The sequence below is a fragment of the Streptomyces sp. NPDC060209 genome (assembly GCF_042728155.1).
Lineage (GTDB): Bacteria > Actinomycetota > Actinomycetes > Streptomycetales > Streptomycetaceae > Streptomyces.
The window spans coordinates 1-21,857 of sequence record NZ_JBHWZS010000042.1 but is presented as its reverse complement, the minus strand read 5'-3'; the positions used below and the strand labels follow the sequence as shown (position 1 = coordinate 21,857).

At 71.1% G+C, this 21,857-nt stretch carries 21 protein-coding genes; 11 read left to right on the top strand and 10 right to left on the bottom strand.

Features of this window, described 5'->3' with window-relative positions; genetic code table 11:
- Positions 1 to 93: 93 nt before the first annotated feature.
- From ACFWFI_RS11445 to ACFWFI_RS11430, 4 genes are all read right to left on the bottom strand, one after another.
- Positions 94 to 1,275: an ROK family transcriptional regulator gene (locus ACFWFI_RS11445; RefSeq protein ID WP_387387999.1), complete on the bottom strand. Its 1,182-nt coding sequence runs from the start codon at positions 1,273 to 1,275 to the stop codon at positions 94 to 96.
- Positions 1,276 to 1,434: 159 nt separating this feature from the next.
- The gene (locus tag ACFWFI_RS11440) at positions 1,435 to 1,851 is read right to left on the bottom strand and encodes a hypothetical protein (protein ID WP_387387997.1); all 417 of its coding nucleotides are present in this window, start codon (positions 1,849 to 1,851) and stop codon (positions 1,435 to 1,437) included.
- 131 nt (positions 1,852 to 1,982) lie between these two features.
- Positions 1,983 to 2,660, bottom strand: coding sequence for a GntR family transcriptional regulator (locus tag ACFWFI_RS11435; RefSeq protein WP_387387996.1), 678 nt, complete (start codon positions 2,658 to 2,660; stop codon positions 1,983 to 1,985).
- A gap of 74 nt (positions 2,661 to 2,734) precedes the next feature.
- Positions 2,735 to 3,685, bottom strand: coding sequence for a beta-ketoacyl-ACP synthase III (locus ACFWFI_RS11430; RefSeq protein ID WP_387387994.1), 951 nt, complete (start codon positions 3,683 to 3,685; stop codon positions 2,735 to 2,737).
- Positions 3,686 to 3,962: 277 nt separating this feature from the next.
- Between ACFWFI_RS11430 and ACFWFI_RS11425 the strand changes: the two genes are divergently transcribed.
- The 7 genes from ACFWFI_RS11425 to ACFWFI_RS11395 all read left to right on the top strand — a co-directional run bounded on the left by ACFWFI_RS11425 (position 3,963) and on the right by ACFWFI_RS11395 (position 11,534).
- Positions 3,963 to 4,952: a 2-dehydropantoate 2-reductase gene (locus ACFWFI_RS11425; protein ID WP_387387992.1), complete on the top strand. Its 990-nt coding sequence runs from the start codon at positions 3,963 to 3,965 to the stop codon at positions 4,950 to 4,952.
- Positions 4,949 to 6,904: a molybdopterin oxidoreductase family protein gene (locus ACFWFI_RS11420; RefSeq protein ID WP_387387991.1), complete on the top strand. Its 1,956-nt coding sequence runs from the start codon at positions 4,949 to 4,951 to the stop codon at positions 6,902 to 6,904. The genes ACFWFI_RS11425 and ACFWFI_RS11420 overlap by 4 nt, the downstream gene beginning before the upstream one ends.
- Positions 6,895 to 8,832 carry an NAD(P)H-dependent oxidoreductase subunit E gene (locus tag ACFWFI_RS11415; RefSeq protein WP_387387989.1) on the top strand — a complete coding sequence of 646 codons (1,938 nt, stop codon included), beginning with the start codon at positions 6,895 to 6,897 and terminating at the stop codon, positions 8,830 to 8,832. The genes ACFWFI_RS11420 and ACFWFI_RS11415 overlap by 10 nt, the downstream gene beginning before the upstream one ends.
- Positions 8,829 to 9,689 (top strand): 2Fe-2S iron-sulfur cluster-binding protein, encoded by an 861-nt coding sequence (locus ACFWFI_RS11410; RefSeq protein WP_387387987.1) that lies wholly within the window; start codon positions 8,829 to 8,831, stop codon positions 9,687 to 9,689. Before ACFWFI_RS11415 ends, ACFWFI_RS11410 begins: the two co-directional genes overlap by 4 nt.
- A 5-nt stretch (positions 9,690 to 9,694) precedes the next feature.
- Complete coding sequence (gene fdhD / locus ACFWFI_RS11405) at positions 9,695 to 10,543, top strand: formate dehydrogenase accessory sulfurtransferase FdhD (protein ID WP_387387986.1); 849 nt, start codon at positions 9,695 to 9,697, stop codon at positions 10,541 to 10,543.
- An 82-nt stretch (positions 10,544 to 10,625) separates the two neighbouring features.
- Positions 10,626 to 10,802 carry a hypothetical protein gene (locus ACFWFI_RS11400; RefSeq protein WP_387387985.1) on the top strand — a complete coding sequence of 59 codons (177 nt, stop codon included), beginning with the start codon at positions 10,626 to 10,628 and terminating at the stop codon, positions 10,800 to 10,802.
- Between the two features lie 342 nt (positions 10,803 to 11,144).
- Positions 11,145 to 11,534, top strand: coding sequence for a hypothetical protein (locus ACFWFI_RS11395; RefSeq protein WP_387388022.1), 390 nt, complete (start codon positions 11,145 to 11,147; stop codon positions 11,532 to 11,534).
- Positions 11,535 to 11,702: 168 nt separating this feature from the next.
- Here ACFWFI_RS11395 and ACFWFI_RS11390 read toward each other — a convergent pair whose 3' ends face one another.
- Complete coding sequence (locus tag ACFWFI_RS11390) at positions 11,703 to 12,740, bottom strand: bile acid:sodium symporter family protein (protein ID WP_387387983.1); 1,038 nt, start codon at positions 12,738 to 12,740, stop codon at positions 11,703 to 11,705.
- A gap of 115 nt (positions 12,741 to 12,855) precedes the next feature.
- On the opposite strand from ACFWFI_RS11390, the gene ACFWFI_RS11385 reads away from it, so the two are divergent.
- From ACFWFI_RS11385 to ACFWFI_RS11375, 3 genes are all read left to right on the top strand, one after another.
- Positions 12,856 to 13,749: a LysR substrate-binding domain-containing protein gene (locus tag ACFWFI_RS11385; RefSeq protein ID WP_387387982.1), complete on the top strand. Its 894-nt coding sequence runs from the start codon at positions 12,856 to 12,858 to the stop codon at positions 13,747 to 13,749.
- Between the two features lie 228 nt (positions 13,750 to 13,977).
- Entirely contained in the window at positions 13,978 to 15,777 is a 1,800-nt protein-coding gene (locus ACFWFI_RS11380) for an AMP-dependent synthetase/ligase (protein ID WP_387387981.1), read from the top strand.
- A 147-nt stretch (positions 15,778 to 15,924) separates the two neighbouring features.
- Positions 15,925 to 16,761 (top strand): aldo/keto reductase, encoded by an 837-nt coding sequence (locus tag ACFWFI_RS11375; RefSeq protein ID WP_387387979.1) that lies wholly within the window; start codon positions 15,925 to 15,927, stop codon positions 16,759 to 16,761.
- A gap of 132 nt (positions 16,762 to 16,893) precedes the next feature.
- On the opposite strand, the gene ACFWFI_RS11370 is transcribed toward ACFWFI_RS11375, so the two are convergent.
- Positions 16,894 to 17,838 (bottom strand): AraC family transcriptional regulator, encoded by a 945-nt coding sequence (locus tag ACFWFI_RS11370; RefSeq protein ID WP_387387977.1) that lies wholly within the window; start codon positions 17,836 to 17,838, stop codon positions 16,894 to 16,896.
- 140 nt (positions 17,839 to 17,978) lie between these two features.
- Here ACFWFI_RS11370 and ACFWFI_RS11365 point away from each other — a divergent pair, with 140 nt between their 5' ends.
- A complete protein-coding gene (locus tag ACFWFI_RS11365) occupies positions 17,979 to 18,845 on the top strand; it encodes a Rossmann-fold NAD(P)-binding domain-containing protein (protein ID WP_387387976.1) in 867 nt (288 codons plus the stop codon).
- A 20-nt stretch (positions 18,846 to 18,865) separates the two neighbouring features.
- Here the strand turns inward: ACFWFI_RS11365 and ACFWFI_RS11360 are convergent, their stop codons facing one another.
- From ACFWFI_RS11360 to secF, 4 genes are all read right to left on the bottom strand, one after another.
- Positions 18,866 to 19,624 carry a class I SAM-dependent methyltransferase gene (locus ACFWFI_RS11360; RefSeq protein ID WP_387387974.1) on the bottom strand — a complete coding sequence of 253 codons (759 nt, stop codon included), beginning with the start codon at positions 19,622 to 19,624 and terminating at the stop codon, positions 18,866 to 18,868.
- A 126-nt stretch (positions 19,625 to 19,750) separates the two neighbouring features.
- Positions 19,751 to 20,056, bottom strand: a complete 306-nt coding sequence (locus ACFWFI_RS11355) for a 4a-hydroxytetrahydrobiopterin dehydratase (protein WP_387387973.1) — start codon at positions 20,054 to 20,056, stop codon at positions 19,751 to 19,753.
- 115 nt (positions 20,057 to 20,171) lie between these two features.
- Entirely contained in the window at positions 20,172 to 20,915 is a 744-nt protein-coding gene (locus ACFWFI_RS11350) for a YoaK family protein (RefSeq protein WP_387387972.1), read from the bottom strand.
- Positions 20,916 to 21,033: 118 nt separating this feature from the next.
- Positions 21,034 to 21,857, bottom strand: an 824-nt coding sequence (gene secF / locus ACFWFI_RS11345; RefSeq protein ID WP_387387971.1) for a protein translocase subunit SecF, incomplete at its 5' end; no start/stop codon positions are given.

Sequence of the window (21,857 nt, the reverse complement as noted above, 5' to 3'; positions counted from 1 at the left end):
TTCGTGCTGTGCGGTCCTGCGGGCGGAGCTCGGGACTGGCTGTTTACGGAGGTGTCTTCGAAACGTGTGCCGAACGGCGCGCCGGCCCGGACATCAGGCCGGCGAGAACAGGTGGTCGCTGATGAGCCTGGCCGCGCCGGTCACTCCGGCGACGGGCCCCAGCTCACCGAGGACGATGGGGAGGTTGCCCGTGGCCAGCGGCAGGGACTGCCGGTAGACCTGGGTGCGGACGCTGGCCAGCAGGTTGTGGCCGAGCCCGGTCACCCCGCCGCCGATCACGACGAGGCCCGGATTGAAGAAGCTGACGAGTCCGGCGATGACCTGACCGACCCGGTTGCCGCCCTCGCGGATCAGGTCCAGCGCCGTGGGATCACCGGCGGCCGCGGCTGCGGCCACATCGACGGCCGAGAGCTTTCCGGCCCCGTCCAGCCGTGCCGCCAGCTCCGTGGAGCGTCCGGCGCGGGCGGCGTCCTCGGCGTCGCGGGCGAGGGCCGCGCCGCTGAAGTGTGCTTCGAGGCAGCCCCGGTTGCCGCAGGCACAGGCGCGCCCGTCCGGCTCCACCTGGATATGGCCGATGTCTCCGGCGCTGCCCGTCGTGCCGCGGTAGACCTCTCCGCCCACGACGATGCCGCAGCCGATGCCCGTGCCGATCTTGACGCAGAGGAAGTCACCCACGGAACGGGCGACGCCCGCGTGCTGCTCCCCCAGCGCCATCAGGTTCACATCGTTGTCCACCATGACGGGGCAGCCCAGTTCCTGACTGAGCGCCTCGCGGACCGGGAAGCCGTCCCAGCCCGGCATGATCGGCGGCGCGACCGGTACCCCCTCGGGGAAGCGGACGGGTCCCGGTACGCCGATACCGGCGCCGTCGAAACCGTCCGCGAGACCGGATGCCCGGAGCTTGGCCGCCATCGCCAGCACCTGCTCGAAGACGGCGACGGGCCCTTCCCGTACGTCCATCGGATGGTTGAGGTGTCCGAGGACCTCCAACTCGGCGTTGGTGACGGCGACATCGATGGAGGTGGCTCCGATGTCGACGCCGAGGAAACGCAGCCCGGGGGCGAGCCGGATGTTGTGGGAGCGGCGCCCGCCGCGGGACGCGGCGAGTCCGTCGGCCACGACGAGTCCGGTCTCGAGGAGCCGGTCCACCTCGACGGCGAGTTTGGACCGCGAGAGATCGACCTGGTCGCCCAGCTGTGCGCGGGAGTTGGGCCCTCCGTCACGCAACAGCCGGAGCAGTCGCGCCTGGTGCGTGTTCGCGGGTCGTGCCGTCATGCGTCTCACGCGTCCCTCCCCGCCACATCGGCCAGTCCGTCGGGCTTTCGAGGGGAACGTAGCAGCGGTTTACCTGAGTGGGAAGAAGTTGCGCACGAATCCGCTCCAACTTTCTCCACACTCAGGACAAAGATGCGCCTCGCGGAAGACGCCACCGGCTCAGCGGCCGTCCTCCACTTCATCCGCGAGGGCCCGTGCCGTCGCGATCTCGCCCTCCTCCAGGCCCCATTGACCGATGCCACGGTGTTCGGAGGCCGGCTGCGTGCCGATCCGGCGGGTGTGCGCTTCCCAGGCCGCCCGCTTGCCGGTGCCGGGCGCTTCCCCGATCCGTGCCCAGGAGGCGCCGGTCCGGCGGGCGGACCGCACGGAGAGCTGCCGGCCGTATGCCGCCCTTCGGGAGATCACCTCCCCCGGGGCGAGGAGTCCGAGGGTCTCGGATCGGGTGAGTGGCGGATGTTCCCGGCCCTCGTCCTCGCCGGGAGGAGCGGCCAGGGCCTCCCGCGTGCGCAGCGCGTCGTAGCGGGCCACCGCGGCGGGAAGCGTGAATCGCTGTTCCGGCTCATCGGGAGACGTCATGCCTCCGAGAATGCCGTCAGGCCACCTTGACGTCAGGGTGGCCTGACGCGAGAAGGGCGGCGAAAAAGGCCGGGGCGCGGCGCCCCGGCCTTTCCGGCCGGACGAAGGTCAGGCCTGCTCGTACAGGCGGATCAGGCCTGATCGCGCTGGTGATACGTCTGGCGCGTGTGCTCCGTGTGTGCCCGCATGATCTCGGTCGCCCGCTGTTCGTCCCTGGAGGCGATCGCCGCGATCAGCTCACGGTGCTCGATCCAGGACTGGGTGCCGCGCTGGCGGGCCACCGGTGTGTAGTACCAGCGGACCCGCCGGTCCACCTGAGCGGCCAGCTCGGACAGCACGACGTTGCCGGCCAGCTCCATGACCTTGGCGTGGAACGCGGCGTTGGTGGCGACGGCGAGGTCGACGTCGTCCGCGGCGACGGCCCGCTCCCCCTGGGAGCACAGCTCCTCCAGGGCCTCGATGCCCGGCCGCCCGGAGTTGGCGGCGGCCAGCCGGGCGGCCTCGGCCTCCAGCAGGGTGCGGACCGACAGCAGCTGGTCCGCCTCATCCTCGGTGGGCTCATGGACGAACGCGCCCTGCGCAGGGCGCAGATCGACCCAGCCCTCCGTGTTCAACCGCTGGAGCGCCTCGCGGACCGGCTGCCGCGACACCCCCAGATGCCCGGCCAGTTCACTCTCGACCAGGTGCTGGCCGGGCCTGAGGGCGCGCGTGGTGATCAGCTCGAGCAGCGCCTCGTAGACGCGCTCGCGCAACGGCCCCGGCCGCTCCAGCTTCGGCACCGTTCCTTGCGGCAGTCCTGCGGACAACATCGCGGTCCCCCTCCGGGCGCCCGGCAATTGCTTATCGTCTACAGTCTACCGAGCACAACGCCACGCCGGGGGCTTCAGGGGCAGCGGATCACCTGACCCGCATACGAAAGATTCCCGCCGAAGCCGAAGAGCAGGGCCGGAGCACCGCTCTCGACCTCGCCCCGCTCCACCAGTTTGGACAGCGCCATGGGGATCGACGCGGCCGAGGTGTTGCCGGAATCCACCACATCCCGGGCGATGACCGCGTTGACCGCGCCGATCTTCCGGGCGACGGGTTCGATGATCCTCAGGTTGGCCTGGTGCAGCACCACCGCGGCGAGGTCCTCTGGCGTGACACCGGCCCGTTCACACACCTTGCGGGCGATCGGCGGCAGCTGCGTGGTGGCCCAGCGGTAGACGGACTGGCCCTCCTGCGCGAACCGCGGAGGCGTGCCCTCGATCCGTACGGCGTTGCCCATTTCGGGCACCGAACCCCACAGGACGGGGCCGATCCCGGGCCTGTCACCCCCCTCGGGGTCGGCGGTGACGACGGCGGCCCCCGCACCGTCCCCCATCAGGACGCAGGTGGAACGGTCCGTCCAGTCCACGATGTCGCCCATCTTGTCCGCGCCGATGACAAGGGCCCGGGTGGCGGCTCCGGCGCGGATGGCGTGGTCGGCGGTGGCCAGCGCGTGGGTGAACCCGGAGCAGACCACGTTGATGTCCATCACGGCCGGCGAGCTCATACCCAGGCGCGCGGCGACGCGGGCGGACATGCTCGGCGAGCGGTCGATGGCCGTGGAGGTGGCGACGAGAACCATGTCGATGTCCGCGGGCTGCAGGCCGGCCGACGCGAGCGCCTTGGCCGCGGCGTGCGCCGCCAGCTCGTCCACGGGTTCGTCGGGGCCGCCCACGTGCCGGGTCCTGATGCCGACCCGACTGGTGATCCACTCGTCGCTGGTGTCGACCATGGCCGCCAGGTCGTCGTTGGTGAGGACCTTGGCAGGCTGATAGTGGCCGAGCGCCACGACACGTGAGCCGGTCATGTACGGGTTCCCCTCGCTACGTTTGGCAGGAACTATCCAGTCTTGGTTGCTACCGACCGGTACAAGGGCACCTAACCCCACAGGAATACGGGCCCGAGGTTGGAGCGTCTCGAACAGCTTCCCGGGAACTTTCGCGGACACTCCGGCGGCCACGCGGAATCGCGGACGGACAAGGCACCCACTGTCACGAGTATTGACCCTCTCCGAAGGCATACTGTAGACAATATTCTGTCGACTTGACACCCTCGCTCGGTCCTCTCACCGAACGGAGAGCCCCGTGAAAGTCGCAGTTGTCGGCGCCGGAGCCATCGGCGCCTATGTCGGGGCCGCGCTCCACCGCGCAGGCGCCGAGGTCCATCTCATCGCCCGAGGCCCGCACCTGGCGGCGATGCGCCGTGACGGCGTGCGCGTGCTCAGTCCACGCGGTGACTTCACCGCACGGCCCGCCGCCACCGACGATCCGTCGGACGTCGGGCCCGTCGACTATGTGTTCCTCGGCCTCAAGGCCAACTCGTACGCTCTGTCGGGACCGCTGGTCCACCCGCTGATGCACCAGGACACCGCGGTGATAGCCGCCCAGAACGGCATCCCCTGGTGGTACTTCCACGGCCTGGCCGGCCCGTACACCGGACGCCGGCTCGACAGCGTCGACCCGGCGGGCTCGGTGAGCGCAACACTGCCGCCCGAACGCGCCATCGGATGCGTCGTCTACGCAGCCACCGAGATCGAGGCACCGGGCGTCGTACGCCATCTCGAAGGCACCCGCTTCTCCATCGGCGAGCCGGACCGGTCGGTGTCCAGACGCTGTCTGGACTTCAGCGAGGCCATGGTCGCGGGCGGACTCAAGTGCCCGGTGGAGTCCGATCTGCGCAACGACATCTGGATCAAACTGCTCGGCAACATCTCCTTCAACCCGATCAGCGCGCTGGCCCGCGCCACCATGGGCCAGATCTGCCGCCATCCGGACACCCGCGCACTCGTGGAGTCGATGATGCGCGAAACCCTCGCAGTGGCGGCTGCCGTCGGCTGCCGCCCCGAGATCTCCGTGGAGCGGCGCATCGCGGGCGCGGAGCGCGTCGGCGATCACAAGACATCCACCCTCCAGGACCTGGAGAAGGGCAAACCCCTCGAACTCGACGTGCTGCTCGCGGCCGTCGTCGAGCTGGCCGAGCTGGCCGGAACGCCCGTACCGACGCTGCGCGCCGTGCACGCGCTCGCGGATCTCCTCGCCACCACGTCCTCGGCACCGGCAGGGAGCACACCATGAACACCGAACGCACAGGCGGCAGGAACCGCAAGGGCCGGCAGCCGAAGACGTACGAACGCCTCACCCATCCCCTCGTCCGCGGGGAGGACGGTGTCCTGCGCCGGGCGAGCTGGGACGAGGCACTGACCCGGGCCGCTGCGGGATTCCGGCAGACCCGCGAGACATACGGCCCCGATGCCTTCGCGATGCTGTCCTGCGCCCGGGCCACCAACGAGATGAACTACGTGGCCCAGAAGTTCACCCGGGTCGTCATGGGCACCAACAACGTCGACTCCTGCAACCGCACCTGCCACGCCCCGAGCGTCGCCGGACTCTCGGCCGCCTTCGGCTCCGGCGGCGGGACCTCCAGTTACGAGGAGGTGGAGCACACCGACCTCATCGTGATGTGGGGTTCCAACGCCCGCTTCGCCCACCCGATCTTCTTCCAGCACGCACTGAGGGGCATCCGCAACGGGGCCCGGATGTATGCCGTCGACCCACGCCGCACCTCGACCGCCGAGTGGGCGGAGAGCTGGCTCGGGCTCAACGTGGGCACGGACATTCCGCTGGCCCACGCCATCGGCCGCGAGATCATCCACGCCGGACTGGTCAACCACGCCTTCGTGGACCGGGCGACGACCGGCTACGAGGACTACGTGACACTCGTCGAGCCCTGGACCCTGACCGCCGCAGAAAAGGTGACCGGAGTCCCCGCCGAGGCGATCAGGGGACTCGCCCACGCCTACGCGACGGCCGAACGGGCCCAGTTGTGCTGGACGTTGGGCATCACGGAGCACCACAACGGCACCGACAACGTCCGTGCGCTGATTAATCTCTGCCTGCTCACCGGCCACGTCGGACGGTACGGCTCCGGCGTCCAGCCCCTGCGCGGACAGAACAACGTGCAGGGCGGCGGCGACATGGGCGCCATCCCCAACAAGCTGCCCGGCTTCCAGGACATCCTCGATCCGCAGTCCCGGCAGAAGTTCGAGCGGTCCTGGGACGCCGTCATCCAGCCCCGGTACGGCAAGACGCTGACCGAGATGTTCGAGGCGATGGAGACCGGCGAACTCCGTGCCGTGTACTGCATCGGGGAGAACCCTGCGCAGTCCGAGGCCGACAGCGACCAGGCCGTCCGCAGGCTCGCCTCCCTCGACCACCTGGTGGTGCAGGACATCTTCCTGACGAAGACCGCCGAGATGGCCGACGTCGTCCTGCCCGCCACGGCCGGCTGGGCCGAGACCGACGGTACGACGACCAACAGCGAGCGGCGGGTGCAGCGGGTCCGGGCGGCGCTCGTACCGCCGGGCGAGGCACGCGAGGACATCGACATCCTCTGCGCCATGGCCGAACGCCTCGGCCACGACTGGAAGTTCGAGGATGCGGAAGCCGTCTGGAACGAGCTGCGCTCGCTCTCCCCGGACCACTTCGGAATGACCTACGAGCGCCTCGCCGAGCACCAGGGCCTGCAATGGCCCTGCCCCGACACGGAGAAGCTCCCGTCGAGCTTCCTGCACGCCCGGCTCTGGGAGACCGATCCGGCGCGGCGCGGCGCGGCCGCCCCGTTCGGCCTCGTGCAGCACGACCCTCCCGTCGACCTCACCGACGAGTCCTACCCGCTGCGCCTGACGACGGGGCGACGATTGGACTCGTACAACACCGGTGTACAGAGTGGGAGTTACGCCTCACCGCTGCGGCGCGGCGAGTACATCGAGCTCTGCCCGGAGGACGCCGAGGCCTACGGCGTCGCCGTGGGCGAGGAGGTGCGGGTCTCCTCCCGCCGGGGCAGCATCGTCGCACCCGTGTGGGTCGACACGGGGCTGCGGCCCGGTCTGGCCTTCATGACGATGCACTTCCCCGACGAGGTGGACACCAACCAGCTGACCATCGAGGCGAACTGCCCGATCGCCGGCACCGCCGAGTTCAAGGCCTCCGCCGTACGGATAGAGAAGCTGGTGCCCGCATGGACCTGAGGTACACCGACGCCGTTCCCTCCGATGCCGAACGTGCGGCCGTGGACGGTCTGCTGGGACCGCCGCCCTCCGGTTGGGAGGGTGCCGAGGACCGGACCGAGACGGACCTGCGCTGGGCGACGGGCGGCGCCTCGGCGGCCAAGGACCGCCGCGACCAGCTGCTGCCCGCCCTGCACGCGGTGAACGACCGGGTGGGCTGGATCAGCGAGGGGGCGCTGAACTACATCTGCCGCCGGCTGACCGTGGCGCCGGCGGAGGCGTACGGCGTCGCGACCTTCTACGCCATGTTCTCGGTGCGGCCGCGCCCGGCGAAGGTGCTCCACGTCTGTACGGACCTGGCCTGCGCGGCCAGCGGCTCGGCGGCCGTGTGCGCGGACCTCACCGAGCGCCTGGGGGCTCCTGGCACCCCGGCCGAGGGCGCGGTCTGGCAGGAGAGCCCCTGCCTGGGCCTGTGCGAACGGGCCCCTGCGGCGCTCCTGCTCCAGGCGGGGGCACAACCAGCCCCTCCGGCGTTCGAGGAGCGGGGAGCCGAGGACGGAGCCCCCGGTCACGGGAAGGGGCGGGCAGGGGAAGAGCCCGCCGCAGGCGCCGTCCGGTGCTCCGCCGTACTCGCGCCCGCCACCGCGGCCGCCATCGTCACAGCCGCCCGGGCTCCCGAGTCGGCCCCCGCCGAGCCTCCGGCCGGTGCGGCCGTCCCCCAGGCCGGCGACCCCGCCCTCGTGCTCCTCAGGCGCATCGGCACCGTGGATCCCGCCTCACTGGACGACTACCGCTCCGCCGGCGGCTACACCGCACTGCGCCGCGCCTTCAAGCTCGGCCCCGCGGGGGTGATCCGCGAGGTGCTGGAAGCCGGGCTCGTCGGCCGGGGCGGCGCCGCCTTCCCCACCGGACGCAAGTGGCAGGCCACCGCCCAGCAGGCCGACGGCCCGCACTACCTGGTCTGCAACGCGGACGAGAGCGAGCCGGGCACCTTCAAGGACCGGGTGCTGATGGAGGGCGATCCGTACGCACTGGTCGAGGCGATGACGATCGCGGGCTACGCGATCGGCGCCCACCAGGGCTACATCTATCTGCGCGGGGAGTACCCCCGGGCCTACGAACGCCTCGACCACGCGCTGAGGAGCGCACGCACCCGCGGGCTGCTCGGCCCCGACGTCCTCGGACAGGGGTACGCCTTCGACATCGAGATCCGGCGCGGCGCGGGTGCCTACATCTGCGGCGAGGAGACCGCGATCTTCAACTCGATCGAGGGGCAGCGCGGCGAGCCGCGCTCCAAACCGCCCTTCCCGGTGGAGAAGGGCCTCTTCGGCAAGCCGACCGCGGTCAACAACGTCGAGACGCTCGTGAACGTGCTGCCGATCCTGGAGCACGGGGCCGCCGCGTACGCCGCGACCGGCACGGAGACGTCCACCGGCACCAAACTGTTCTGCGTCTCCGGCCAGGTGGCCCGCCCCGGCATCTACGAGCTGCCGTTCGGCGCGAGTCTTCGGGAGCTGCTCGACCTCGCGGGGCCGCCCGAGCGGCTGCGTGCCGTGCTCCTCGGCGGGGCCGCGGGCGGCTTCGTCCGCCCCGACGAGCTGGACGTCCCGCTCACCTTCGAGGGGACCCGCGCCGCGGGGACGACGCTCGGTTCGGGAGTGGTCCTGGTCCTGGACGACTCGGTGGAGCTCCCCCGCGTGCTGCTGCGCATCGCGGAGTTCTTCCGCGACGAGTCGTGCGGCCAGTGCGTGCCCTGCCGGGTGGGCACGGTCCGGCAGGAGGAGGCCCTGCACCGGATCGTGGACCGTACGGGCGCCGCGGCCGCCCAGGACATCGCGCTCATGAGAGAGGTGGGGCAGGCCATGCGGGACGCCTCGATCTGCGGTCTGGGCCAGACCGCGTGGAATGCCGTGGAGTCCGCCATCGACCGTCTGGGGGTCTACAAGTGACCGCTGTGCCGCTTCAGCCGCCGCGCCGTCTCGTCTCGTTCACGCTGGACGGCGAGGAGACCCGGGTCCCGGAGGACTCGACGATCCTGGACGCCTGCCGGTCGGCCGGAAAGGACATCCCGACCCTGTGCCAGGGCGACACGCTCACCCCGAAGAACGCCTGCCGGGTGTGCGTGGTCGAGGTGGAGGGTGCCCGCACGCTCGCCCCCGCCTGCTCCCGGCGCGCCGAGCCGGGCATGACGGTCCGTACGGACACCGAGCGGGCCCGGCACAGCCGGAAGATGGTCCTGGAACTGCTGGCCTCGTCGACGGATCTCTCGACGACGCCGCGGGCGGCCGAGTGGATCAAGGAGTACGAGGCGAAGCCCGACCGATTCGGCGCGGACGCCGCACGGATGGACGAACAGCCGAAGATCGACAACGATCTCTACGTCCGCGACTACGACAAATGCATCCTCTGCTACAAGTGCGTCGACGCCTGTGGTGAGCAGTGGCAGAACACCTTCGCCATCGCCGTGGCCGGGCGCGGTTTCGACACCCGTATCTCCACCGAGCACGATGCCGCGCTTCCCGACTCGGCCTGTGTCTTCTGCGGGAACTGCATCGAGGTGTGCCCGACCGGTGCGCTTTCGTTCAGCACAGAATTCGGCATGCGGGCGGCGGGGACGTGGGACGAGCCCGCGCAGACCCAGACCACGACCATATGCGCCTACTGCGGCGTGGGCTGCAACGTGACCCTCCACGTGCAGGACAACGAGATCGTCAAGGTCACCTCGCCGCACGACAACCCGGTGACCCATGGCAACCTCTGTATCAAGGGCCGTTTCGGCTTCCAACACGTACAGAATCGGGATTGACGGCTATGGGACGGGTCACCGAGCGTCGCCGCACCATCCGCATCCGGGACGGGGCGGTCACGACCCGCCCCGACACCCTCGTCGCCGAGGAGCCCCTGGAGATCCGGCTGAACGGCAAGCCGCTCGCCATCACGATGCGCACCCCGGGCGACGACTTCGCGCTCGCGGCGGGCTTCCTGGTGAGCGAGGGCGTGATCGGTGAGGGCTCCGAGGTCCAGTCGATCGTGTACTGCGCCGGGGCGACGGCCGACGGTGTGAACACGTACAACGTGGTGGACGTGAAGCTCGCCCCGGGCGTCGTGGTCCCCGACATCACGCTGGAGCGCAACGTCTACACCACGTCGTCCTGCGGACTGTGCGGCAAGGCGAGCCTCGACGCGGTCCGCACCACGACCCGCCATCCGGTCGCCGACACTCCGCCGGTCCGGGTGACGCCCGCGCTGCTCGCCGCCCTCCCGGACCGGCTGCGCGACGCGCAGCGGGTGTTCGACCGGACCGGGGGCCTGCACGCCGCGGCGCTGTTCTCGCCGGAGGGCGAGCTGCTCGACATCCGGGAGGACGTCGGCCGCCACAACGCGGTGGACAAGCTCGTGGGGCGCGCCCTGACGGACGACCGGCTGCCGCTCTCACAGGCGATATTGCTGGTGTCCGGTCGCGCTTCCTTCGAATTGGCGCAGAAGGCGGTGATGGCGGGGATCCCGATGCTCGCGGCGGTCTCGGCGCCCTCGTCGCTGGCCGTGGATCTCGCGGCCGAGAGCGGACTCACCCTCGTCGGTTTCCTGCGGGGGCAGTCCATGAACGTGTACGCGGGTGACCACCGCATCGCCCTCGAGGCGTCGGTGGTCCAGGGCTGACGACCCACCCGCTGCACGGGGCAGGGGTCCGGCCGGCGGGGAGCGCCCCCTGCGCCGGCCGGGCCCTCTCCTGCAGGCATGTATGCCGCACGGCACATATGGCGACGGCCCCGTTGACCAGTCCCTTCGACCGCTCGGCCCCGCCGAGTTGCTGAGCGTCCGCGTCGCCGAGGCCGACTCCCGCAGCCGCACCGGCCTCGGACTCGCCGGCATACGGGGCACGCAGCACACCCGCCCGGCGGAGGACGGCGCACGGTGACCGCACCGCCCCCACCCCGAAAATCCGCAGCCGTTCCGGGGCGGCAAACTCGAACTGTCGCCCCATCGCTCAGCTCGCGACCACCGCGGCGTGGGGCAGGCGTACGCGGGGATCGGCACGCCCGTTGTCGGACCGGGCAGCTCACGTGTGCGCAGGCCGTCGATCCGATGCGGACGAAATCGGTTGACCGTGCGAAGGCGGCGAAGAGACAGGCGATCACGAGCATGTCGTGGATCAAGTACGGTGCAGCGCTCAGCCTCATAGGATGCGCTGGCGTCTGTGACCTGATGGGGCAGCCGCCCCTCCTCCTGACCTCATCGCGCGAAATGACAGCAGGTAGTGATGTTCGAGATCGGAAAGGCGAGCGAGGCGGAGCTCACCGAACGGAACGATCTGGCCCGCAGAGTGGCCGAAGCGTTGGCGATGGCCGGGTTCACCGTGCATCAGGACGTGAACCAGGCGTCTGCCGCGCCGGGCGCGCTGGTCTGGGTGGACCCGGCGGATGATTCCAGGGGAGGAGTCCTCGTCCAGTGGCTGATCGATCCGTCCCTCGGTCGCGCTGCGGCGGAAAGTGCGCAGAAGGGCGAGATCCAGACGCCCGCGTTCCGGTATTTCAGCTCTGTGACCGAGCAGATGTACGCGACGTTGATCGCAATCCTCGGATCTGCGGGCTTTCAGGCCGGCGATGCCGATGACGACATGAGTCCCTATCTGATCCGCGTCGAAGGCTGACCCCCGAGGGAGGGGCCGGCTTGGTCCCGCAGTGGTCGCCACGGCGTACGTAGGCGGCGAACTGCGTCAGTGGTCACCTCATACGGACGTCCTGGTCTCCTCGACCTGTACGGCTCCCCTCGCACCATGGCCACCGTGATCGCGCTGAGGATCAGCGGCGGCCGGCACTCAGTTCAGCGCCTCGGCCGGAACAGGCCTGGCGTCGGCCTCACTGCTCGGCATCGGGTCGCGCGAGCGGCGCTTGGCGATCACCGCGCAGACCATCAGCTGCATCTGGTGGAAGAGCATCAGGGGCAGCACCGCGAGGCTGGCGTGCGCGCCGAACAGGACGCTGGCCATCGGCAGCCCGGCCGCCAGGCTCTTCTTCGAGCCGGCGAACTGGATGGCGATCCGGTCCTCCCGCCCGAAGCCCAGCCGCTTCGCCCCGTACCAGCTCACCGCGAGCATGACGGCCAGCAGCACGGCCTCGGCGCCGAGCAGCGCGCCGAGCCGGAGCGGGGTGACCTGGTGCCAGATTCCGGCCACCATGCCCTCACTGAAGGCCGTGTAGACGACGAGCAGGATCGAGCCGCGGTCGACGTAGCCCAGCACCTTGCGGTGGCGGCTGATGAATCCCCCGACCCAGCGGCGCAGCAGCTGCCCCGCGAGGAAGGGCACCAGGAGCTGGAGGACGATCTTCAGCAGGGAGTCCGCGGAGAACCCGCCCCCGCTCCCTCCGAGCAGCACGGACGCCAGCAGCGGCGTCAGCAGGATCCCGGCGATGCTGGAGAAGGAGCCTGCGCAGATGGCGGCCGGCACGTTGCCGCGGGCCATCGACGTGAAGGCGATCGACGACTGGATGGTCGAGGGCACCAGGCACAGGAAGAGGAAGCCGTCCTGGAGCTGCGGGGTCAGGACGTAGGGCACGAGCCCGTGGCTGGCGAGCCCGAGCAGCGGGAACACCATGAAGGTGCAGGCCAGGACGGTGAGGTGAAGCCGCCAGTGCTTCAGGCCGTCGAGCGCCTCGGCGGTGGAAAGACGCGCTCCGTAGAGGAAGAAGAGCAGGGCCACCGCTCCTGTCGAGGCGCCGCCCGCCACCTCGGCGCCGGTCCCGGACACGGGCAGCAGCGCCGCGAGTACCACCGTGCCGATCAGCGCCAGGATGTAGGGGTCGACCGGCAGCCAGGACGGCAGCGCGGGGATACGGCGGCTGGTGCGGCGGCTCATGTGCTCCGTGCTCTCTCGGTGGAATCGTGCCCTCCCCATCGTGCTCCTGAAGACAGCGATCGGGAATCCCGTACACCGAACTGACTGTCATCACGTTTCGCGATAGCCTCGGCCCATGTACGACCCCGTCCAGCTCCGCACCTTCCTGGCCGTCGCCCAGACCCTGAGCTTCACCCAGGCGGCACGACGGCTCGGTGTCCGGCAGTCCACGGTCAGCCAGCACGTCCGCAGGCTTGAGTCCGAGGCCGGCCGCCAGCTGTTCAGCCGGGACACGCACCGGGTCGATCTCACCGAGGACGGCGAGGCCATGCTGGGCTTCGCCCGGACGATCCTGCAGGCCAACGAGCGGGCGGCGGCGTTCTTCACGGGCACACGGCTGCGGGGGCGGCTGCGCTTCGGGGCCTCCGAGGACTTCGTCCTCACCCGGCTGCCGGAGATCCTTGAGTCCTTCCGGCGCGAGCATCCCGAGGTGGAGCTCGAGCTGACGGTGGAGCTCTCCGGCGCACTGCACCGGCAGCTGGCGGCCGGCCGGCTCGATCTGGTGCTCGCCAAGCGCCGCACCGGGGACACCCACGGCGAGCTGGTCTGGCAGGACACCCTGGCCTGGATCGGCGCCCCGCAGCTGCGGATCGATCCCGAGCGCCCGCTCCCGCTGATCGCCTTCCCGCCCCCCGGCATCACCAGGGCGCGCGCCTTGGAGGTGCTGGAGGAGCACGGCAGGTCCTGGCGCTTCGCGTGTACGAGTGCGAGCCTGAGCGCACTCGTCGCGGCGGCCAGGGCCGGTCTGGGGGTGATGGCCCACACCCGGGGGCTCATCCCGCCGGGACTCGTACCCGTGCCGACCCGGGCGGGCCTGCCGGAGCTCGGAGATGTGGATTTCGTGCTGCTGCACGGGCGCCGCAGGGACGCCGCCCAGGAAGCGGCGGACGCCCTCGCGGCGGCGATCCTGGCAGGCGGCGACCGCCTCCACCGCGGGCCGGTCGTGCCTTCGCACCCGGAGTCGGCGTAAGCGCCGCGTACAGATTCGGTGGAGATTCCCGCCCGAGCTACTTACCCCGTGGTCAGAAGTGCGCCCGAGCCTTGCCCATCTGGCCCGATATCTACGGTCGGCCTGGCCAGATGTCACGTTTTCCGGAGACTTCGGACCCTCCCGCGGTCTCGCGCTGTGAGGTAGCGTCGCGGCGCCGTGCGGAGCGCCACAAGGAGCAGGTCATTGCGCGAGTTCACTGTCCCACCCATGGCCGCTGCCCCTCAAGTCGGCGGTCTTGCCGATACCGTCTTCGATCATGCGGAGGAAGACCCCCACCGGACCGCCCTCGGCCGCAAGGACGCGGAGGGGCGCTGGCACGACGTGTCGGCGGCCGCCTTCCGCGACGAGGTGCTCGCTCTCGCCAAGGGCCTGATCGCGCAAGGTGTCCGCTTCGGCGACCGGGTCGCCCTGATGTCCCGCACGCGCTACGAGTGGACCCTCTTCGACTTCGCCCTCTGGACGGTGGGCGCCCAGTCCGTGCCGATCTACCCGACGTCGTCGGCCGAGCAGGTCCTGTGGATGCTCCACGACGCCGAGGTCGCGGCCGTCATGGTCGAGCACGAGGACCACGCCATGACGATCGGCTCGGTGATCGACCGGCTGCCGAATCTGCACCGGCTGTGGCAGCTGGACGCCGACGCGGTGACCGAGCTCGTCGACGCCGGGGCCCTGATCGACGACGAGGTCGTCCACCGGCACCGGCGCGCGGTGACGCCCGACTCGGTGGCGACCGTGATCTACACCTCCGGCACCACGGGGCGCCCCAAGGGCTGTGTGATCACCCATGCCAGCTTCATGTTCGAGGCCGACACCATGGTCGCCCGCTGGCATCCGGTGTTCCTCTCCAAGCCCGGCGAGGAGGCCGCGACGCTGCTCTTCCTGCCGCTCGCCCATGTCTTCGGCCGCATGGTGGAGATCGCGGCGCTGCGCGGCCGGGTGAAGCTGGGGCACCAGCCGGAGCTTTCCGCGAAGGCGCTGATGCCGGACCTCGTGTCCTTCCGGCCCACCTTCATCCTGGCGGTGCCGTACATCTTCGAGAAGGTCTTCAACGGCGCACGCCGCAAGGCCGAGTCGGAGGGCCGCGCGGGGGCCTTCGACAAGGCCGTCGAGATCGCGGTGAAGTACGCGGAGGCGATGGAGGAGCGTGCCTTCAGCACCGGCCCCGGCCCGTCCGCCGGACTGCGGATGCAGCACCAGTTCTTCGACAAGGTCGTCTACCGGAAGGTCCGGGAGGCGATGGGGGGCAGGGTGCGGCACGCCATGTCGGGCGGCTCCGGCATGGACCGGCAGCTCGGGCTGTTCTTCGCGGGTGCCGGCGTCACGGTCTACGAGGGCTACGGACTCACCGAGACGACCGCCGCGGCCACGGCCAATCCGCCCGAGCGCACCCGCTACGGCACCGTCGGCCAGCCGATCCCCGGATCCACGGTGCACATCGCCCGGGACGGTGAGATCTGGGTGCACGGCGCCAACGTGTTCTCCGGATATCTGGGCGACCCCAAGTCCACGGACGCCGTGCTGCACGACGGATGGCTGGCCACCGGTGACCTCGGCGCGCTCGACGAGGACGGGTATCTGACCATCACCGGGCGCAAGAAGGAGATCCTGGTGACCTCCGGGGGCAAGAGCGTGGCCCCGAGCGGCCTGGAGGAGCGGGTCCGCGCGCATCCTCTGGTCGCGCAGTGCATCGTCGTCGGCAACGACCGGCCCTACATCGCGGCACTGGTCACCGTGGACCACGAGGCGGTGGAGCACTGGCTCGCCATGCAGGGCCGCACGCCGATGCACGCCGCGGACCTGGTGCGCGATCCCGACCTGGAGATGGAGGTGCGGCGGGCCGTGGTGGCCGCGAACACGGCGGTCTCGCAGGCGGAGTCCATCCGCACCTTCCGCATCCTGGCGCACCAGTTCACCGAGGAGCACGGCATGCTGACCCCGTCGCTCAAGCTGAAGCGGAAGGCGATCGAGACGGCGTACTCGACCGAGGTCGACGCCCTCTACCGGTGAACGTGACCTCCAGAACCTGACGGCTCACCAGGGGTGCTTTTCCCGTGCTTTTCCCCGGTCCGCCGGATCCGGTCACCCGGGAATGCTCAGGCCGCCCCGTTCGTTCTCCCGGGGAGTACCAACCGACGACTTAAGGATCGACTGCTCGTGAGCCAGGTCCCCACCATCACCCTCAACAACGGCCTCGAGATGCCGCAGCTCGGCTTCGGTGTCTGGCAGGTGCCGGACGACGAGGCCACGACGGCCGTGGCCACGGCCCTGGAGGCCGGGTACCGGAGCATCGACACCGCCGCGATCTACGGGAACGAGGCGGGCACCGGAAAGGCGATCGCCGCGTCCGGTGTGGCCCGCGAGGAACTGTTCGTCACCACCAAGCTGTGGAACAGCGAGCAGGGTTACGACTCCACGCTGCGCGCCTTCGACGTGTCGCTGGACAAGCTGGGTCTGGACTACGCCGACCTCTACCTGATCCACTGGCCGGTTCCGGCCAAGGACGCCTACGTAGACACGTACAAGGCCTTCGAGCGGATCCTCGCCGACGGCCGCGCCAAGGCCATCGGTGTGTCCAACTTCCACCCGGAGCATCTGGAGCGCCTGCTGGGCGAGACCTCCGTCGTCCCGGCGGTCAACCAGATCGAGCTGCACCCGCAGCTCCAGCAGGCCGGGTCCCGTGCCTTCCACGCCAAGCACGGCATCGTCACCGAGGCCTGGTCGCCGCTGGGGTCGGGCAAGGGCCTCCTGGAGGTCCCGACGGTGGTAGCCGTCGCGCACAAGCACGGCCGGACCCCGGCCCAGGCGGTGCTCCGCTGGCACCTGCAGACCGGCCACGTGGTGATCCCCAAGTCCGTGACGCCGTCGCGGATCGCGGAGAACATCGACGTCTTCGGCTTCGAGCTGGACGCCGACGACCTGGCCGCGTTCGCCGCGCTCGACGAGGGCAAGCGCCTCGGCTCCGACCCGGCCGAATTCAACCTGGGCGCCTGAGCCACCTCGCACCCGACGGCGCCCCCACCGCTCCGCACGGTGAGGGGCGCCGCCGTGTTCCCGCGGGCGCGTCGGCGCCGGCACAGGGCCAGGCGATACGGGCCCGGCGCCGTCCGGGGCGCGTGCGCACTCTCAGCGGGCGGGTCTCCCCCTGCGGTACTCCTGCGGGCTCAGGCCTCGGACGCGTTTGAAGGCCGCGCTGAACGCGAACGTCCCGCCGTAGCCGACCTGGTGGGCGATGGCCTCCACCGTGGCGTCCGTCTCCCGGAGCAGATCCGCGGCCAGAGCGAGGCGCCACCCGGTCAGATGGGCCATCGGCGGCTCCCCGACCAGCTCGGTGAACCTACGGGCGAGCCCTGCCCGGGACACCCCCGTTTCCGCGGCCAGCGAGGCGACCGTCCAGGGACGGGCCGGACCGTTCTGCAGGAGTCGGAGCGCCTGCCCCACGACCGGGTCGCCCAGCGCCCGGTACCAGGCGGGAGCCTCGGCGTCCGGCCGGGCGAACCAGGCGCGGAGCACCGCGATCAGGAGCAGGTCGAGCAGCCGGTCCAGGACGACGTTCTGGGCTGGCTCGTCCTGCGAGATCTCGGCGTCGAGCAACGCAAGCAGGGGGGAGCTCCGCGCGTCCGAGGGGAGGGCGAGCAGCGGCGGCAGCGCGTCCAGCAGACGCCGGCTGATCTCACCGTCGAGCAGATAGGTCCCCACGAGCATGGACGCGGCGCCGTCCGCCGCGTTGCCCCAGGTGCGTACGCCCAGCCGCATCGACTCGGCCAGGGGCTCCCCGTACAGCGTGGTGCAGACCCCGTCCGGCCCGATACGGGCGTGCGGGACGGTCCCCGGCTCGTCGGCGACGGTATAGGGGGCGGGTCCGCGGACGACCGCGACGTCCCCGGGGCGCAGGTGGACGGGCTCCGCCCCTTCCGCCGGCAGGATCCACGCCTCACCGCGCGTCACGGACATCAGGCAGAGCGGAGCCCCGTCCTCGATCCGGACCGACCACGGCGCTTCCATCACCATCCGGAGCAGGAAGGCCCCTCTCGCCCGTGGTCCGTCCAGCAGTCCGGCCAGTGCGTCCATGCCCGCCAGCCTAGAGCGGCGAGAGCCCCGACGGCCTCGTCCGTCGTCCTCTCGCACCGGAGCACCACCGTGGACGTACGCGTATGGAGTTGAGCGTGTGGAGGATGTCCCCGGCCGGGCGTCCCCGCGAGCCTTGAGGCATGACGACGAACACACAGCAGATGAAGACGGACCATCCGGAGCAGGACACCGTGCTGGTGACGAGCGGCACGGGCAAGACCGGACGACGCGTGGTGGAACGGCTCCTGGCACTGGGGACGGAAGTCCGATCGGGCTCGCGCACCGGCGGCGTTCCCTTCGACTGGGAGGACAAGTCGGGCTGGGAGCCCGCGCTGCGGGGTACCGACGCGGCGTACGTCGCGTACTACCCGGATCTGGCCGCGCCCGGAGCGCCGGAGGCGATGGCCGCCTTCGGGCGGATCGCGGCCGACAGCGGCGTGCGCAGGCTGGTCCTGCTGTCCGGACGCGGCGAACCGCAGGCGGTGGTGGCCGAGGACGCCTTGCGCGAAGCGGCTGCGGGAGTCGGGCTCACGGTCGTCCGGTCGGCCTTCTTCGCGCAGAACTTCAGCGAGGGGGCGCTGCTCGACGGAGTGCTCGCGGGTGAGCTGGTCTTCCCCGCGGGTTCCGCCGCGGAGCCTTTCGTGGACGCCGACGACCTGGCCGACGTGGTCGTGGCGGCCCTCAAGGGGGACGTCCCGGCGGGAGGGGTACACGAACTGACGGGCCCTCGGCTGCTGACCTTCGACGAGGTCGCCGCCGAACTGACCGGTGCCACGGGAAGCGAGGTCCGCTACGTGCCGGTGAGCGGACCGGAGTACGCGGCGGCACTGGAGTCGTACGGTGTGCCGGCGCCCGAGGCGAGCTTCATGGCGGACCTGTTCACCATGCTGCTGGACGGGCACAACGCGGTGACGACGGACGGGGTGAAGCGCGTCCTGGGGCGGGAGGCACGTGACTTCACCGCTTTCGCAGGGGATGCGGCCGGGGACGGCGCCTGGTCCCGCTGAGGGGACGACCGGGCACCTGATCAGGTGAGGGCAGACCCGTCGGCGAGCCTGAAGGCCAGCAGCCGGTACGCGGGATCGGGGCGCGCCCGGTCCGGGTCGGGCAGCGCCGTGAGTTCCGCCGCGAGCCGCTCGGCCGTCCGTCCGGGCAGCGCCAGCCGGGAGGCGTAGTCCCCGCGCAGCACGGCTCGGGCCGTGCGCCGGGGCGAGCGCCCCTGGCCGTGGCCTGCGAACGCGGCTTCGCCGGCCCGTTCCAGGCCGGCGCGCGCGGCGTGGCCGGTGACGAGGCCGGCGGTGTCGGCGGGCTGGGAGCTGAGGCAGGGGGCGAGGACGGCGTCGATGTCGCTGCCCACGTCGTGTCCGGCGTCCTTGTCCACCGTGGTCACGAAGACCCCACCTGGCCGCAGCACCCGGGCTGCCTCCGCGACCACCTCCCGGACCCGGCCCTCTTCTCGCAGCAGATGCAGCAACCAGACCGCGCTCACCGCGTCGAGAGCCGCGTCGGCCACCGGGAGCCGTCCCACGTCACCGAGGACGACGGCCCCGATCCGGCCGCGCGCCACCCGTGCCATGCCGTGCGAGGCATCGGCGCCGAACACCCGTAGCGCGGGACGGGCGAGCGCGATCTCTTCCGTGACGGAGCCCGTGCCGCAGCCGATGTCCAGCAGGGATCGGGCGGAGGACGGCACGAGCGCGAGGACGGCCTCGGCCGCGGCCCGGGCTCGCGGTCTGCCCCCGCGGGTGGCGTCGTAGCGGGCGGCTTCCACGTCGTAGTCCAGCACGGGTACGACTGTAGGACGATCGGCCGGATCCCGTCGTGGAACAGGCGCTTACGCACGTGGGTGTCCACGCCGGCTCGCCGCACATCCCCGCTCCCGACCGGCGACCTGATCCCCGGGCGGGAGCGGCTACTTCGCCCCGTGCCCGGCGGCGACGGCCTCGACGCGCGCGGCCAGCGTGAGGTCCTTCCGCGTAACGGCCCCACCCGCGTCGTGCGTGTTCACGGCGAGGGCCACGGTGTTGTAACCCAGCGTCAGGTCCGAGTGGTGATTGAGCTCCTCCTGGATCTGTGCGACATGGACGGTCAGCCCGGTCGCGGCGAAGTGGGACGGCAGCCGGTAGGTACGGGTGATCCGGTCCCCGTCGAGCTGCCAGCCGGGCAGCTCGCGCAGCCCGGCCTCGATGTCGTGGGCGGACAGCGGTTCAGTGGGCATACGACGGCTCCTGAGGCGTATCGGTACGGTCGACGGTGCCCGTGACGTTACGGTCCGGACGCACCAACTGTCGCGCCTGACACGGGAGAGGGCCATTGCTGCCGCCCCGTGGCCCTCACTCCCCGGCGAGTGGCCGCGTCCAGGGGGCCTCGCTCCGGGCCAGCAGGGTGGCCGTCGTGCTCGCGGCGGCCAGGAGGACCACGGCGATCAGCAGTGGCAGCGCCGGGTGCACGTGCAACGCGGCCAGCGCCCCGAGGAACGCACCGGCCAGCATGGCAACGGCGGAGAGGACGCGACGCCCCGCCCGGCTTCCAGGCCCCCTGGCGAGCCGGCTGTCGGCCACGGCCCCGGTGAGGGTTCGGGTCAGCACGGTGGTGGTGAGGTCGGGTACCGCGAGTGCCCGGACAGAGGCGTTCTGCACGCCGAGTCCGAGGCCCAGCAGCACGATGAGTGTGAAGCGGACGCCCCCGGTGTACGGCCCGCCGGAGACCAGCGTGACGATCATGGCGGCGGTGACGAAGGCGGTCTGGACGAGGAGCGCGTGCTGCAGCTGCCGGCCCCGGTGGGCCCTGGCCAGATGCACGGTGATGCCGCCGGCCAGCGCCCCCGCCGCGAACGATGCGAGCGCCACCGCCGAGGCGAGAGTCGAGAACGTCGGAGCGCCGGCGAGGGCGAAGCCCATGAAGACGACGTTGCCCGTCATGTTGGCGACGAAGACATGGCCGAGGAGCAGATAGCTGAACGCGTCGACCAGGCCGGTGAGCACGGTCAGGGCGAGCAGCACGGGCGGCAGCGGACCGTGCGGGCCGTTCATGTCGGGTACGAGCGTGTCCCGGGCCTCACGCAGCACGACGGGCATGAGCGGCACGCTCCGATCACTCGATGTGGTCAGGATTGTGCCGCAGCCCGGCGGTCGCGCGGTCCGTACGCGCCGGGCAGGACCTCATCCGCCCTGCCCGGCACGTCGTGTCCACGCGTTACACGCGTGCCCCGTTGTCGGCGGGGTCCCGGCGTGTCCGCCCGGCCGCGGTCCTGCGGCCCGGTGCCCGCTCACGGCCCGGCGGCGGGGCCTTGCTGCTCCTCTCCAGGAGGAGCGCCGCCGGCACGGCGGTCATCACCGAGGAGTACGTCCCCACGCAGATGCCGATGAGGAGGGCGAGCGCGAAGTCCGCGAGCGAGTCGCCGCCCAGCACCGCGAGGGCGACCAGGATGAACAGGGCGCCCATCCCCGTGTTGACGGTGCGCGGGACGGTCTGCAGGACGGCCCGGTTGGCCACATCGGCCACCGGGGAGCGCCGGTTTCGGGCCCACAGCTCCCGTACCCGGTCGAAGACCACCACGGAGTCGTTGACGGAGTAGCCGATGACGGTGAGCAGGGCGGCCAGGAAGATCCCGTCGACGGGGCGTCCGAGCCAGGCGAAGGCGCCGACCAGAATGATGACGTCGTGCACCAGGGCCCCGACCGAGGACACGGCGAACGTCCACCGGAACCGGGCCGCGAGATAGGCGAGTTGCACGAACACGGCCACGCCCAGGGCGATCAGGGCATTGCGCCGCAGTTCGTCTCCGAGGCTGGGGCCGATCAGCTCGTCGCGCACCTTGGTGGTCGCGCCGCCCTCTTCGGCGAGCGCGGCCCGCAGGGCGTGTTCCCCGTCGTTGTCCAGCTGCCCGGTGCGCACGGAGAGGTCGCGCTCCCCCGCGGTGGTCACCTCGGCGTCGGTGAAGCCCGCGGCGGCGATCGTGTCACGGGCGGTCTCGACGTCGACCGGGCGGGGGGGGGGGGTGAACCCCAACCCCCCCC